We start from the raw sequence: 15,965 nt of genomic DNA, 5'->3' as shown, positions 1-15,965 counted from the left end.
CGCCTGTAGGTGCGAATTCATTCGCACACTCATGCTCAACGGCAGATCACCGGCAATTCCTCCAGCGCGCGAAAACGCGCACGCCGCGCACGCCGTGGTTCACCCGCCAGCGCCAAGGCCGGAAATCGTTCGACCAGGCGTGATATCGCGATGCGCGCCTCCAAGCGCGCCACCGCGAGGCCCGCGCAGGTGTGGATGCCGGCGCCGAAGGCGAGATGCGGGTTGGGCGTGCGCGTGATGTCGAACACATCGGGCGCGTCGAACACCGCCGGGTCTCGGTTGGCGGCGCCGATGGCGAGCGTCAACACCGTGCCGGGCTCGAGCTCCACGTCGCCGATGCGCGTCGTCGCCGTCACGGTGCGGTTGCCGAGCTGCACCGGCGCCTCGTAGCGCAGGCACTCCTCCACCGTCGCATCGATGAGCGTCGGGTCCGCGCGCAGCCGTCGCAGCTCGGCCGGATGGTTGAGCAGCGCCAGCACGCCGTTACCGATGAGATTGGTGGTGGTCTCGTGCCCGGCATTCAAGAGAAAGATGCACTGGTGGACGATCTGGAACTCGCTCAGGCGGAAGTCGGGCGTCTCCCAGCGGATGAGGCGACTGACGATGTCGTCGGCGGTGGCCGCGTCGCGCCGCCGCTCGGCGATCAGCACTTCGAGGAACGCCACGAATTCATTGACCGCCTGGTTGCCCTCGGCCAGGCGCGCGCTGTCGGAGCCGAATTCCAGCGCGCCGAGGATGGCGTTGGACCAGCGCTGCAGTGGCTGTCGATCCTCGCGTCGCAGCGCCAGCAGGTTGCCTATCACTTCGATGGGAATGGCGGACGCGAAGTCCTGCATGAGGCAACACTCGCCGCGCACCGCCATGGCGTCGATGAGACCATCGACCAGGCTCGTGAGACTGGCCTGCATGGCGGCCACCACGCGCGGCGACAGCGCATCACCGATGGCCTTGCGCACCTGGGTGTGAAGCGGCGGATCGTTGAACACCAGGCTGGTGGTGTGATGCTCGAACAGCGGACTGTCGCCGAACATGGGGCGGAACTGCTGTTGCTTGTCCGAGCTGAACAGGCGCGGATTGCGGTAGACGTGGTTCAGATCGGCATGACGGGTGAGCAGCCAACTGCCGTCCGGGCAGCGATGGAGCGGCGCCTCGCGGCGCAGGGCATGGAAGGTGGGATAAGGGTCGAGATAGAAACTGTCCGGCAGGCGGCGCAGATCGAAATCGCGGACGGCATCGGGCGTGGCGCTGGTCATGGGGCTATTCTGACCTGCGCGCGGCACGCGTGCACCAGCCCAGGGCACGACGCCCCTCGGCTCAATATCCGGCCCAAGACCGCGAACCAATCCACAATATGATGCACAGGGCATGGACTCATCTGTTAAAGTGCGACGCCACAGAGGGCTGCGTGCATGATCACCAAGAACACCAATAATCGTCGTCAGTACTATCGCCACGAACCGCCGCCGCAGGGCGCGCCCAGCTTGAGCCTGGGACTCGACGGTCGACACTGGACCGCCGCCGAGGTCGTCAACGTCAGCCTCAAGGGCGTGCGCCTGGTGTTCGATCACCCGGACCTGCCGGCCCTCGCCAGCGGCCAGGCGGTGACCACGTCGATCAGCATCCCGGGCATGGGCAGCACTGCCGAAATCGCCAGCCACGTGGTGCTGTGCGCGACGCGCGGCACGCAGCGCGTGGTGGCCATCGCTTTCTCCGATGCGCCCGATCTCGGCAACCACGCCACCGCCGATTTCTTCCGCATCTTCAATCGCCGTGAAGACCTGCGTCGCAATGCCGGCGCCGGCCAGGCGGCATTGTCGGCGCTGGTGCTGAATGCCGATGGCAGCGCCGATGGCGTGATCGATCTCCAATTGCGCGACCTGTCGGACAAGGGCGTGGGATTCGTGGTCGACACCCCGACCGACGCCTTCATGCGCGACGGCGCCTCGCTGGCGCTGCCGGTGCCCGGTCGCCAGCGCAGCGTATGCGCGGCGCAGGTGCGACGCCGCGACGCCCATGACGGCAGCGTGCATTACGGTTGCACCTTCGACGGCGCGGCCAGCTAGACCACCCGTCGGTGCGAATTCATTCGCACGCCATCGGTGCCGCCGCGCATCCCTGAGCTGGTCCCCGAACGTGCGAATGAATTCGCACCTACAATGAGACGGCCCGCGCAGGAGTACCCACCATGCCCAGTACCGCCGGCGACGTCGTCGCCCCGCTCGCCTATCTCGTCCCCCAGGGCGGCCGCGCCCAGCGCCTGATCTATCCGCCCAACAGCGGCCGCCCCTCGCGCTTGCCGGCCCAGGAGCACCACCGCCTGACCATCGTCGACTGTCGTGCGCTCGGCGAGGCGCCCACCCTCGACGGCGCCGGCTTCGCCCTGCTCACGGCGCCGTCGGCCATCGACGACTTCTATGACGACGCACTGGTGCGCAGCCGCTACTACCCCGAGGTCGCGCAACTTCTGCACCGCGCGCTGGGCGCTCTTGACGTGGTGGTGTTCGATCACAACCAGCGCAGCGCGCTGCGCGCCGCGCAGGGGCAGCCCGGCATACGCATGCCGGTCGACGCCGCGCACAACGATTACACGCCCCAGTCCGGCCCGCGCCGCGCGCGGGAAATCCTCGCCGATGCGGGGCGTCCCGCTTACAGCGGACAGCGCATGGCGCTGGTCAACGTCTGGCGGCCGATAGTCGGGCCGGTGCAGGACGTACCGCTGGCGGTGTGCGATGCGCGCAGCGCCAACCCCGCCGACTTCGTAGCCACCGACATCCATCATTTCGGCGAGGACGACCTCGAACATCCGCGCCATAGCGGCGAAATCTATTCGGTGACCTACAATCCTGCGCACCGCTGGTACTACGCCAGCGACATGCAGCGCGACGAGGTGCTGTTGCTCAAGAACTGGGATTCCTGCGCCGACGGACGGGCGAGTTACACCCCCCACACCGGCTTCCGCAACCCGGCCGCGCCGCCTGACGCGCATGCGCGGGAGAGCATCGAGGTCAGGACGCTGGTCGTATACCCCTGACGCGATGGCGGTGTGGCCACTCGCACGTCACTTCTTATTGCCGAGAGCGGGCGCTGCCCCGAATGTACGCGGGCATGCGCCGCGGGGCCGGCCCGCCCGGGGGCAGCGGCGCGGGCGCCCGCTACTGATTGCGCTCATCCATACGCTGCCGTATTGTTGCGCCCTTTATATTTCCTCAATTCAACCAGCAGGCGCTCTGCATAATGAATGACATGACTGTCGGCCAGGACTCGGCCACCCTCACCCTCGGCATTCCCGGCTTTACCTACGCCGACCTTTACGAGCCGCGGGCCCTGGCGCGTTTGACCGCGACCTTCGACGCCTACCTGGCCGACAGGGACGCCAGCGTCGGCGCGCGCCTCGCAGCCTTCCGCGCCTGCCAGGGCGAAGGCATGACGCCCGAGGAACGCTCCTTCGTGCTGACCGACGCCGCGCCGCATCTCGGCGCATTCCTCGCGCGCCTGTTCCGCATCGAGGCGGCATGGGACGCGCAGGGCGCGATGATCCGCGACGAAGACCAGACCGTGCTCGGTTTCCGCAACCAGTTCATCGAACCCTTGGCCAAGAAATACAAAGGCGTCGATGTCGCGAGCTTCGACCGCGCGGCGCTGACCGGTGCGGTGCAGGCGCTACGTGACGCGGCCCGCGACGGCGCGCGCCTGGTGCATGACGACGAATACCTGACCGCGCGCGCCGCCGCGCTGCTCGGTGCGGACGCGCCGAACCCGCGCTTCCTCGCCCAGTTGCGCCAGCATGCCGCGTGGTCCGCGCTTGCCGATGACGAGATGCTGACCGAAACCGCGCGCGTCGCCCTCGAACAGTGGTGCCTCACCGTGCAGGCCGACGACAACTTCGCACCGGCCGCCAGCAATGCCTGGGTGTCGTTCAAGCAGCCGGCCAAGACCGATGTGCAGCACCTCGTGCATCACCCCGAATTCGATCGCGGCGGTTACAAGGCGTGGGCCGCCGAGGACAAGCACCGCCGTCGGCGCGACGGTTTCTCGTTGACCGATCCGCGTTACGGCCAGCGTCGCGTGCTGTACGAAGTGGACCACTGCATCTATTGCCACGATCGCGACAACGACACCTGCTCCAAGGGCATGCCGAACAAGAAGGACGGTGGCTTCAAGACCAATGCGCTGGGCGTGCCGGTCACCGGTTGCCCGCTCGGCGAGAAGATCTCCGAGATGCACGTGGTCAAGCGCCAGGGCGACAACATCGGCGCGCTGGCCCTGATCGTGATCGACAACCCGATGTGCCCCGGCACCGGTCACCGCATCTGCAATGACTGCATGAAGGGCTGCATCTACCAGAAGACCGAGCCGGTCAACATTCCGCAGATCGAAACCAACGTTCTGACCGATGTGCTGAACCTGCCGTGGGGCTTCGAGATCTATGCGCTGCTGACGCGCTGGAACCCACTCAACGTCAAGCGCCCGCAGCTCGCGCCCTACAACGGCAAGAAAGTCATGGTGGTGGGCCTGGGGCCGGCCGGCTACACGCTCGCCCATTACCTGTTGCAGGAAGGTTTCGCGGTGGTCGGCATCGACGCGCTCAAGGTCGAACCGCTGCCCGCCTACCTGACCGGGTCCGCCACCGCGCCGCCACAGCCGGTGCGCGATTTCGCCACGCTCTACGAAGACCTCGACAAGCGCACCAACAACGGCTTCGGCGGTGTCGCCGAGTACGGCATCACGGTGCGCTGGGACAAGAACTTCCTCAAGGTCATCTATCTCACCCTGCTGCGCCGTCGCACCTTCCGCGCCTACGGCGGCGTGCGTTTCGGTGGCAGCCTCAATCTCGACGACGCGTGGAACTTCGGTTTCGATCACGTCGCGCTGGCGACCGGTGCCGGCAAACCCTCGATCATCGGGCTCAAGAACAACCTCATCCGCGGCATCCGCAAGGCCTCGGACTTCCTCATGGGTCTGCAGTTGACCGGCGCCGCCAAGCACAGCTCGCTGGCCAACCTGCAGGTGCGCCTGCCGGCCGGCGTGATCGGCGGCGGCCTGACGGCGGTCGATACCGCCACGGAAGTGATGGCCTATTACCCGCGCCAGGTCGAGAAGACGCTCAATCGCTACGAGGCCTTGTGCGCCTCACTCGGCGTCGACGCGGTGCGTGCGAAATACGATGCGGAAGAGCTCGGCATCCTCGATGAGTTCATCGCTCACGGCCAGGCGGTGCGCGCCGAGCGTGCGCGCGCGGCGGCGGCCGGCGAACAGCCGGACTTCGCGCCGCTGGTCAAGCAGTGGGGCGGCGTGACGCTGTTCTATCGCAAGAGCATTCACGACTCGCCGGCCTATCGCCAGAACCACGAGGAAGTGAACGAGGCTTTGCAGGAAGGCATCTACATCGCCACCGGCATGAATCCCGAAGAAGCCTTCGCCGACGAGTTCGGCGCGCTGAAATCGGTGCGCTTCTCACGCGGCAAGGGTGAAGACGACATCGAACTGCCCTTGAAGGCATTGTTCGTCGCGGCCGGCACCTCGCCCAACATCATCTACGAGCAGGAACACCCCGGCACCTTCGATTTGGACGGCAAGTTCTTCCGCCGCTTCGAGCCGGTGGACGGCAAGCTCAAGGCCGTCGAAGGTTCCTTGATTCCGAAGCTCGGCGCGCCCTCGCCCTTCACCTCCTACGAGCGTGACGGCCGCTACGTGACGTTCTACGGCGACAACCACCCGGTCTACGCCGGCAACGTGGTCAAGGCCATGGCGAGCGCCAAGGACGGGTATCCCTACATCGTCGACCTGTTCAAGGATCACATCGCGGCCTTGAAGGATGACGAGCAGCCACAGCGGGAAGTGGACCTGCACCGTTTCATCGCGCGCCTCGACGAAAGCTTCCTGGCGACGGTGGTGGCGGTCAACCGCCTGACCCCGACCATCATCGAAGTGGTGGCCCATGCGCCGGCGGCGGCCGCCAAGTTCGAACCCGGCCAGTTCTACCGCGTGCAGAACCCGGAAGCGTTCGCGCCGCGCGTCGACGGCACGGTGCTGGCGCCGGAAGGCCTGGCGCTGACCGGCGCGTGGGTCGACAAGGAGCAGGGCCTGGTGTCGCTGATCGCGCTCGAGATGGGCACCTCCTCACGCCTCTTGCAGCGTTGCCGTCCCGGCGACCCGCTGGTGGTGATGGGCGTGACCGGCGCGCCGACCCACATCCCGCGCAACAGCAACGTGCTGATGGTGGGTGGCGGTCTCGGCAACGCCGTGCTGTTCTCGATCGGCAAGGCGCTGCGCGCGGCCGGCAACAAGGTGCTGTACTTCGCCGGCTACAAGAAGCCGCAGGACGTGTTCAAGCTCGACGACATCGAAGCGGCGGCCGACATCGTGGTGTGGTCGGTCGACCCCGGCCCCGAGGTCGAAGCGATCAAGCCGCGCCGCGCGCAGGACCGCTCCTTCGTCGGCAACGTGGTGCAGTCCATGATTGCCTATGCCGAAGGCCAGCTTGGCGAGGTGACGCTGCCGCTCGAGACCATGGAAGAGGTCATCGTGATCGGTTCGGACATGATGATGGCGGCGGTCAAGCGTGCGCGCTTCGAAGTGCTGAAGCCCTACCTGAAACCCGACCATGCGGCCATCGGCTCCATCAACTCGCCGATGCAATGCATGATGAAGGGCGTGTGCGCGCAGTGCCTGTGCAAGCACGTCGATCCGAAGACCGGTGAAGAGAGCTTCGTGTATTCCTGCTACAACCAGGATCAGCCGCTGGACGCCGTGGATTTCCCCAATCTGCGTGCGCGCCTGCGTCAGAACACGGTGCAGGAGAAGCTTTCCAACATGTACCTGGACCACCTCTTGAGCAGCGGCGGCGCCTGAGCCATCGACAATGGGCCGGGATGCGCGAGCGTCCCGGCCTTCAGGCCCCCGCGGTCACGGCGTCGCGCCGCAGACGACTCTCAACAACACCACTCGATAGCTGTCGTAACGCCACGCGACGGCACAGCCGCGCTTGGCAAACTCTGCCGAATAGGCTCCCACCCAGTCGTCGCTCGGCCAGTTGGGACGCGCCGTCAGCAGCACGTGAAAGGGACGACCGCCATGGCGCTTCTCGAGCGCCGCCACTTCGGCACTGACCTCTTCACGCACGGGCAGGTAGCCGCGCCACGGCCGACCGGGAATGCAACACGGATAGCCACTGCCAGCAAAGCTCACCGGCGCGCGCAGCGGCGCATCGCGCGTGTAGTAGCGAAACACCGGCTCGAGGACCGCGTGCACGAACAGTGGCCGCCCGAGCGCGTCGACCTCGCGCAGGTAATCCAGTGCCGGCAGTATCTCGGTGTTGGCGCGCCACAGCAGCGCGCCGCCGTCGCGGCTCGGCGCCCACCAGCCGATGTTGAGACTGGCGGCGAGATGCACCGTCATGACCAGCGCGGCGACCGCGCCCAGGCCGTCGATGCAAGCCTGGCCGGTGCGCCGCACATAACGCCGCAGCGGCAAGCCGAAGAGAAATTCCAGGCCCAGCGCGAGCAGCAGCACCAGCGCCGGCGCCAGAAACGCCACCATGCGATACAGGCCGAGGGGATACAGGCCCAGCGCGTTGGCGACCAAGGTCGCCAAGACCGGCATGGCCAGAAGCACGCCGAGCGCGCGGGCGCGCGGCGTCGGACCAGCCCTCAGCAGCAAGCCCAGCACACCGCCAGCACTCGCCAGCAAGCACGGCACCAGCACCGCGAGGCGGGTCGTATCGATGTGCAGGAAGTCGAACAGCAGTCCGACGTTATGCCGCCAGTAATACAGCACGGCGCCCGAGTCCGCGGCGTGGAAGCCCGTCGCCCAGAATTTCCGCAGGCTCTCCAGGCCCGCGTGCGGATGCACGTAGCGCAAGTAGACAAAGGCGAGCGTGCCGGCGGCCAGCAGGAGGTGCGGCAGCAGGCGCCGCACTCGCGTGCGCCAGCGCGCTTCGTCGCTCACCAGCACCGCCACCGTCGCGAGCGCGGGCAGGTTGAAAGCGGCGCTGAACGACAGGGTGAGACCGAGCGTGGCGCACAGCGTCCAGCGCCACAGGCGTGCGCTCGAGGGTTGTTCGATGTAGAGCCTGCCGCACACCAGGCTGACGGTGATGGCCAGCGCGTCGAAGCTGTATTGCTTGAGCTCGGTGGCATAGAGCACCAGCGTCGGACTCAAGGCGAACACCGCGCAGGCCAGCGCGGCGGCGCCGCGCCCGAGCAGGCTGCGCGCCAGCCAGGTGAACGACAACAGGGTCGCCACGGCGCTCGCGACAGACAGCCAGCGCAGGTCATCCAGGTGTTGGGGCAACGCCAGGTAAAGACCGCGCAGCACCAGCAGCAGACCGGGCGGCGTGGTCTGCAGCCAATGGCGATAGTGGAACATGTCGTCGAGGCTGGCGCTCGCGACCGAGTTCAGCACCCAGGCCTCGTCTATCCAGTAGGGCCGCACCATGCACGACAGGCGCAAGGCAATGCCGAGCAGGCACAAACCGCCGAGCAGCACGCCATAGGCGCGCGGCCACGGCGCCGACCCTGGGTCCTTGCCGCCGTCAACGGCCATACCTCGCGTCCACGCCAAGGGGCGCATGGGCAGCTCCACTCAATTCGATGGAGGCATTATCGGCGCGGCGGGGCGACGACTGTCACCCCGACCCGCGGCGAGGCCGGACGGCGTCGCCAGGGCGACGCCATCCGCGCAGGATCATCCGGGGCGCGGGCGCAGTCCAACGCCTCCCGGCGCCGGGCCCCGCGGGCGGGCCCGGGGGACCCGGGGCGCCGGGCCAGCCCCGCCGCGCCCCCCCCCACCCCGGCCGCCCCGCCCGCCCCCCGCCGGCGCCCCCGCGGGGGCGCCGCGCGTGTGCCGCCGGGGGGCCTGTGTCTGGTGGTCCCAGGGTCCGGCCCGGGTGGGCGGGGGTGGGGGTGCCCGCCCAGTCGCGGGGGCCGTGGTGGGGGAGCCCGGGCCGCTGGCGGCGCGGGGGGAGGGGGACGGGGAGGGGGGTGGGGGTGGGGGGGGGGGACAGAGGGGGGTGCCGCCGGCCGGGGGGGCAGCAAGCGCGGCGGCGCCGGCGGCGTGGTGGGGGGGGTGGTGGCGGGGGGCGGCGGCCCCCGCGGCCGCGGGCCGGGGGCCGGCGGCGAGCGGCGCCGCCCCCCCCCCCGGCCGGCCGTCGGGCGCCGCCCCCGCGCCGCCCCCGGCGGGGGGGGCGCCGGCGGCGCCCCCCGCCCGCGCGCCGTCCGTTGTCGGGGGGGCCCCGGGCCGCCGGGGTCCTCCGGTCGGCCGCCCCGGGGCACCCCCCCCGCCCGCGCGCCGCGCCGCCCCCCCCGGCCCCCCCCCGGGCGCCCCAGCCACGCTGCCGTCCGCTGAGCTGTCCGCATATCCCTACCCTTTCCCTAAACGTAAAATATTGATACACCGCGATGCTAGACGCAGATCGACGCTCTCGGGTACCAACCAAGTCTCATTCCTTGCGTCGTACTCGCGAGGGCAAGACGACGACCGCCCCCATGGCCCGTCATCGTTCGCCGCGCCGCGTGGGCGTGAACCGGCGCGCGCGGTGGCTTGCCGCAGTTTTGCGCGCGATGACATAATCCGCGCCACTTCATCAGCGGAGAATTCCATTGGACTGCTACCCCCCTCGGTAGCCGTCTGCTCCAGTGCATGCGCACCCCGCGAGGTGCAGCGTCGAACCGGAACAGGACGGGAACCCAGCTCACATCCGGAAGACGAAAGCAGTGCGGCCTGACTCGCCAGGCCCTGGAGCCCTCGATGCTGAATCTGTTCGCGCTCGAAAACGGCCGCTTGAAGGGCGGCCTCGTGCAAATGCCCCTCGACCAGTTCGAGATCGGGCCCTCGACCCCGATCTGGGTCGACCTCGAAGCCCCCACCGACGCCGAGAAGGCCTGGATCACCAGCCATTTCGGCCTGACCATCCCCGACGACGTGGCCGACGAGGACATCGAGGAATCGGCGCGCTTCTACGAGGAGGACAACGGCGAACTGCACATCCGTTCCGACTTCCTCATCGACGACGACGACAATCCGCGCAACGTGCGCGTGGCCTTCATCCTGTTCAACCAGGTGCTGTTCTCGGTGCACGACGAAGACCTGCCGGTATTCCGCCTGCTGCGTCTGCGCGCACGGCGCATCCCGGCCCTGATCAGCGACGACCGCGATGTACTGCTGCGCCTTTACGACGCCGACGTCGAGTACTCGGCCGACGCCCTGGAAGGCATCTACGACAATCTCGAAGCCCACAGCGCGGCGGTGCTGACCACCGACGTCAGCGACGAAGAAGCGGGCAAGGTGCTGGCGGCCATCGCGCATGAAGAGGATTTGAACGGCCGCATCCGCCGCAACGTCATGGACACGCGGCGCGCGGTGAGCTTCCTGTTGCGCAGTCACATGCTCAATCCCGAACAGGTCGAAGCCTCGCGCCAGCTGCTGCGCGACATCGACTCGCTCGATTCACACACGGCCTACCTGTTCGACAAGATCAACTTCCTGATGGACGCCACGGTCGGCTTCATCAACATCAACCAGAACAAGATCATCAAGATCTTCTCGGTGGTGAGCGTGGCCCTGCTGCCGCCGACCCTGATCGCGAGCATCTACGGCATGAATTTCCGTTTCATGCCGGAGCTCGACCAGAGTTGGGGCTATCCCTTCGCGCTGGCGCTGATGACGGCCTCGGTGGCGGCGCCGATGATTTATTTCTGGCGCAAGGGCTGGCTGCGTTGAGGCCGGGCACGGCCTTCCCGCGTAGGAGCGAATTCATTCGCATATTGAAAACGTAAGCACGCGCATCGCAACGCCACGAATGTGCGAATGAATTCGCACCTGCAATGGATATCCATCGTCCCGGGAGAGAACCATGGAACTCACCGACGTCATCCGCACCACCAACGCCTGCCGCTATTACAAACCCGACGCGGTGCCCGATAAATTGCTGCTCAAGGTGCTGGACGCGGCGCGCTGGGCGCCGACCGGCTCCAACAAGCAGCCCATCACCTTCCTCGCGGTGCGCGACGCGGCCAAGCGCCGCGCACTGCACGACCTCTACCAGCCGTTGTGGGACGCCATCCTGCCAAGGTACGAATCCGGTGAAGCGAAGGCCGGTTTCAAGCCCGGCTTTCTCAAGCACGTCGATCATTTCGCGCGGCATCTCGCCGAGGTGCCGGTGATGGTGGTGGTGTGCGCGGACATGACGCAGGTCACGGCGCTGGACGCCAATCTCGGACGCCTGCCCCTGACCGGCGGTTCGTCCATCTACCCGGCGGTGCAGAACCTCTTGCTCGCGGCGCGCGATGTCGGCCTCGGCACCACGCTCACCACCATCCTCGCGCTGGCGGAAAAAGACGTGCAGGCGCTGCTTGGCATGCCGAGCCACGTGGCGGTGGCGGCCATGATCACGCTCGGCTGGCCGGCCAAGCCCTTCCCCGCCAGGCTGCATCGCAAGCCTTTAAGCGAGTTCGCGTTTCTCGACAGCTATGGGCAAGCCCTGCCGGGCGCCGAACGCATGGATTAAGCCGCTGGCTGCAACAGCCAGCGACGCGCTTCGTCGAAATCGCGGAACACGTGGAATTCGTAACTGACCACGGACTGGTTCATGAGTTGATGGATGCGGAAGGTGCCAAACACCGCGTCGTCCTTCGCCACCATCGCCGAGCGGCCGCCACCACGTCGCTCGGCAAGGCCAGCGAGAAACTTGCCGAATTCGCGCATGTCGTCGAAGTTGAGATTGAATGACTCGATCTCGCGTGCATCCCACAGCACCGGCATGCCGGTCTCGAACTGGGGATGGGCCACGAACGCTTCGACCAGCGCCTTGACGCGCGGCAGGTCGATCGCGCCCTGCATCGCCACCAGCATGTAATCGGGCTCGCGTACAAACCGGGTCACCATCGCCGCCGTCCGCCTGGGTTCGAGGTGACGGGATTAAATGCGAGCGTTCCGCACAATACAAGTCAGCCGCGACTGACGCGACCGCGCGACCAGCCACAACAATCGCGCTACAAAGCGCCAGCGCCGTGAAACCCTGTCGATACGCGGCGCCGCTAGGCTGTTCCCACGCAATGCCAATCGGCGTCGCGCACCAAGCTTCAAGGGAGCACCGCCATGAGTACCGAGATTTCCGACACCATTGCCACCGTCACCTGCACCATCACCGGCATCGCCCTGTGGGCCTTCCTGTGGATCCAGATGGGTGGCGCCCTCAAACCGCCGATCGCATGAGCGGCGGCCCGCGGCCGGGGGCGACCTCGGCCGCCTGCGCCGGCGCCGGGTCGCGCGGTGTTGAAACAAATCCATTACAAAACTTGCGACTACTGAAACGCGGCCAGCACACGACGCCGTTAGATTGATTCACCACACGGGTCGCGCGGCGCGCGACCGGCAACGGGGAGCACGGCACATGAACGACTGGATACTGGAATTCGGCATCGCCACCGCCTTCATCACCACGCTTGGCGCGGTGGCCGCGGGGCTCGGCGCCCACGGCCTGCTGGGCCTCGCGGCGCCGCTGGTCTGAGCGCGCACCCGGAGCGCGCCACTCGCTATGCAAGCCACGACCGTGATGAAAGAATGCCCCGGCCCGTCCACGCGTGACACAGCGTCAGCCGCTGGCTGCCTGGGAGATTCGATGAGCGTCGACTCATTGCCGACCGCCGCTGTGACCGTCATGGTGGTGGATGACGACGCCGAGGTGCGCGAGTTGCTCGAGGACTATCTCGGCGACAACGGCTACCAGGTGCTGTCGGCGAACGGCGGCCAGGCCATGCGCGCGCTGCTCGAAACGCACACGCCGAGCGTGGTGTTGCTCGATATCGGACTGCCGGGCGAAGACGGCCTGTCGCTGGCGCGCTTCGTGCGCGAACAACTCGATATCGGCATCATCATCGTGTCGGGCGCCGGCGATACGGTGGACAGGATCGTCGGCCTCGAGATCGGCGCTGACGACTACCTGACCAAGCCCTTCGATTTGCGTGAACTGCGCGCACGCCTGAAGAGCGTGCTGCGCCGCTATCAGCGCGAGCCCGAGCCGCCGCCGGCGGCGCAGGACACCAGCCACACGCGGGTGCGCTTCGGCGTCGCCGCGCTCGACCTGGTGAGCTGCCAGTTGTTCGACGCCGACGGCAACGAGATCCCGCTCAGCGCCGCCGAGTTCGAACTGCTGAAGGTCTTTGCCGAACGCCCCAACCGGCCGCTCAGCCGCGACCAGCTCATGAGCCTCACGCAAAACCGTGAATGGGATCCCTATGACCGCAGCATAGACATCCGCATCGCGCGCCTGCGCAAGAAAGTCGAGACCGATCCGGACAAGCCGCAGGCCATTCGCACCAAGCGCGGCATGGGCTACATGTTCGTGCCAGGTACGCGCTGATGGAACAGTCGCGCGTCGAGAACTTGTCACGGCCCGCCACGCGGCGCGACGAGCGCGGCGCCGAGGATTTCCTGTTGCGCACCGCGCGCGCCCTGTCGGGTGCGCGCTGCGACAACATCTACGACGATCTCGTGATCTCGCTGACCGAACTGCTCGATTGCGACATCGGCCTGGTCGGCCTCTATCTGGAAATCGACGGCGTGCCGTCGATACGGTCCTTGTCCTGTTATGCCAACGGCCAATTGATGCCGTTCTCCACCTATCCCCTGCACGGCACGCCCTGCGAAACGGTGGTCCGCCAGGAATTTCGCATCTTCCCCCGCGACGTCGCCTACAGCTTTCCGGAAATCAACGACATCGACACGCGCATCTCGGGCTATGCCGCCTATCCGCTGTTCGATAGTCAGCACCGCACCCTCGGCATCCTGGTGGTGATGAAGTACGGCGAGATCGAGCGCGTCGAACGCGTCGAGTCGCTGCTGCGCATCTACGCCGAGCGCGCCGCGCTGGAAGTGGAACGCGGCGCGGCGGTGGCGGCGCTGCATGCCAGCGAGGAGCAGTACCGCGCCATCTTCACCGCCTCGGTCGACGGCCTGGTGCTGTTTCGCCCCGACGGCGAAGTGGTGGACGTGAATCCGGCCATCGAACGCCTGTACCTGTATGGCCGCGATGAATTGCTCGGACACAACATCCATGAATACCTCGCGCAGGCGCACCTCGCCGAGTCGCGACGCTTCGTCGACGACGTGCTGGCGCATGGCTCGGCGCATGCCGAGCACCGCGCCTGTCGCAAGGACGGCTCGGTGTTCCACGCCCATTCCAGCGGCATACGCATGGACTATCGCGGCGCGCCGCATATTCTCGGCATCGTGCGCGACATCTCCGAGGCGCGCGCCCGTGCGCTGGCACTGCGCGCCAGTGAAGACCGCTTGCGCGCCACCGTGCGTGCCAGCCTCGATTGCATCATCGCGCTGGACGAAACCGGCCGTATCCTCGATTTCAACCCGGCCGCCGAGCAGTGCTTCGGTTACCGCGGCGCCGAAGTGCTGGGGCGCGAGTTCAGCGCGCTCGCGTTTCCGCCGCGCGCGCGCGGCGCCGTCGACGACGAAATAGCGCGCCTCGCCGCCGGCCACGAGTCACTGGCGGGCGCGCGACGCATGGAATGCACCGCGCAGCGCGCCGACGGCGACGAGTTTCCCGTCGAACTGGTGTTGGCCATGACCGGCGACGAGCGGCGCCGCATCTTCGTCGCCTACCTGCGCGACATCACCGATCGCCGCGCCGCCGCCGATCAACGCCTGCTGCTGGAAGGCCAGCTGCGCCAGGCGCAGAAGATGGAGGCCATCGGCCAGCTCACCGGCGGCATCGCCCATGACTTCAACAACATCCTCACCAGCGTGATGGGCTATGTGCATCTCGCCGCCGAACGCGTACAGGAGCTCGATGACGAGCGCCTGCATCGTTACCTCGCACGCGCGCAGCGCTCCGGCGAACGGGCGCGCGATCTCATCGCACAGATGCTGACCTTCAGCCGCGGCCAGCAGGGCGAACCTCGGCGCCTGCGCCTGCAGAGCGTGATCGAGGAAGGCATGGCCTTGCTCGACTCGACCATGCCCGCCTCGATACGCATCGAACGGCGCTTCGCGCGCGACCTGCCGGCGGTCGTCATCGATCCGCTGCACGTCGAACAGATCCTGGTCAACCTGTGCATCAACGCGCGCGACGCCATGCAGGGCAGCGGCGCGCTCAGCGTGGAACTGCATGCGACGCCATCCGCGCCCCAGCTGTGCGCGTCCTGCCGGCAGCTGGCGCAGGGCAATTTCGTCGAACTGGTGGTGGGCGATTCCGGCGCCGGCATCGAGGCGGCGCTCATCGACCGCATCTTCGAGCCGTTCTTCTCCACCAAGGACGTCGGCAAGGGCAGCGGCATGGGTCTCGCCACCGTGCATGGCATCGTGCACGAGTACGGCGGCCACATCGTGGTGGAAAGCGTGCTCGGCTTCGGCACGCGTTTCCGCATCCTGTTGCCCGGCGACACCTCGCTGCCGGAGCATGCGCTCGCCGCCCGCGGCAGTGCCGCCGTGCACGCCCGGCGGCCGCTGGCGGGCAAGGTGCTGATAGTCGATGACAACTTCGTGGTCGGCGAATTTCTCGAGGAATTGCTGACCAACTGGGGCCTGACCGTCAGCGCCTTCGGCAATGGCCTCGGCGCCTTCCATGAATTCGCCCGCGACCCGCAGGCATGGCAGCTGGTGATCGTCGATCAGACCATGCCGCACATGACCGGCACCGCGCTCGCCGAGCGGCTGCTGAAGCTCCGGCCCGACCTGCCGGTGGTGCTCTACACCGGCTACAGCGAGGGCCTGTCGGAAGCGGCTCTCAAGGCCAGCGGCATCCGCGCCCTGGTGCGCAAGCCGCTCGAGGTCGGCGCCTTTCGCGCGCTGCTGGAGGACATCCTGCCCGGCGCCTGAGCGCGGTGGAAGCGCGGGCTGCGCTTCCGCCTGGTCAATCCCCTACCCGCTGGCGGGATATCCCTGGCGGGCGGGAGCGTCGACAATCCCTGCTTTGCGCGTCAAGGCAGCGCGCCGTGGCGCCCACCTCAGAA

Annotated in this window: 10 protein-coding genes; 7 read left to right on the top strand and 3 right to left on the bottom strand. The window is 67.4% G+C overall.

Annotated elements, in window-relative coordinates; genetic code table 11:
• Positions 1–35 precede the first annotated feature (35 nt).
• Entirely contained in the window at positions 36–1,253 is a 1,218-nt protein-coding gene (locus IPM80_19150) for a cytochrome P450 (protein MBK8960471.1), read from the bottom strand.
• A gap of 156 nt (positions 1,254–1,409) precedes the next feature.
• On the opposite strand from IPM80_19150, the gene IPM80_19145 reads away from it, so the two are divergent.
• From IPM80_19145 to IPM80_19135, 3 genes are all read left to right on the top strand, one after another.
• Positions 1,410–2,063, top strand: a complete 654-nt coding sequence (locus IPM80_19145) for a PilZ domain-containing protein (protein ID MBK8960470.1) — start codon at positions 1,410–1,412, stop codon at positions 2,061–2,063.
• 122 nt (positions 2,064–2,185) lie between these two features.
• Positions 2,186–3,031 (top strand): methyltransferase, encoded by an 846-nt coding sequence (locus IPM80_19140; protein ID MBK8960469.1) that lies wholly within the window; start codon positions 2,186–2,188, stop codon positions 3,029–3,031.
• 212 nt (positions 3,032–3,243) lie between these two features.
• A complete protein-coding gene (locus IPM80_19135) occupies positions 3,244–6,852 on the top strand; it encodes an FAD-dependent oxidoreductase (GenBank protein ID MBK8960468.1) in 3,609 nt (1,202 codons plus the stop codon).
• Between the two features lie 54 nt (positions 6,853–6,906).
• On the opposite strand, the gene IPM80_19130 is transcribed toward IPM80_19135, so the two are convergent.
• On the bottom strand, positions 6,907–8,544 hold the full coding sequence (locus IPM80_19130; protein MBK8960467.1) for a glycosyltransferase family 39 protein: 1,638 nt from the start codon (positions 8,542–8,544) through the stop codon (positions 6,907–6,909).
• Between the two features lie 1,203 nt (positions 8,545–9,747).
• Here IPM80_19130 and corA point away from each other — a divergent pair.
• Both corA and IPM80_19120 read left to right on the top strand, forming a co-directional pair.
• Positions 9,748–10,719, top strand: a complete 972-nt coding sequence (gene corA, locus IPM80_19125) for a magnesium/cobalt transporter CorA (GenBank protein MBK8960466.1) — start codon at positions 9,748–9,750, stop codon at positions 10,717–10,719.
• Positions 10,720–10,852: 133 nt separating this feature from the next.
• Complete coding sequence (locus IPM80_19120; protein MBK8960465.1) at positions 10,853–11,506, top strand: nitroreductase family protein; 654 nt, start codon at positions 10,853–10,855, stop codon at positions 11,504–11,506.
• On the opposite strand, the gene IPM80_19115 is transcribed toward IPM80_19120, so the two are convergent.
• On the bottom strand, positions 11,503–11,883 hold the full coding sequence (locus IPM80_19115) for a hypothetical protein (protein MBK8960464.1): 381 nt from the start codon (positions 11,881–11,883) through the stop codon (positions 11,503–11,505). The two genes, IPM80_19120 and IPM80_19115, sit on opposite strands and share 4 nt — an antisense overlap.
• 736 nt (positions 11,884–12,619) lie before the next feature.
• Here IPM80_19115 and IPM80_19110 point away from each other — a divergent pair.
• Both IPM80_19110 and IPM80_19105 read left to right on the top strand, forming a co-directional pair.
• Entirely contained in the window at positions 12,620–13,360 is a 741-nt protein-coding gene (locus tag IPM80_19110; protein MBK8960463.1) for a response regulator, read from the top strand.
• A complete protein-coding gene (locus tag IPM80_19105; protein MBK8960462.1) occupies positions 13,360–15,831 on the top strand; it encodes a PAS domain S-box protein in 2,472 nt (823 codons plus the stop codon). Before IPM80_19110 ends, IPM80_19105 begins: the two co-directional genes overlap by 1 nt.
• The last annotated feature ends 134 nt before the right edge of the window (positions 15,832–15,965 follow it).

The sequence above is a fragment of the Pseudomonadota bacterium genome (assembly GCA_016719885.1).
Lineage (GTDB): Bacteria > Pseudomonadota > Gammaproteobacteria.
This window is presented reverse-complemented; position numbering and strand designations above follow the sequence as displayed.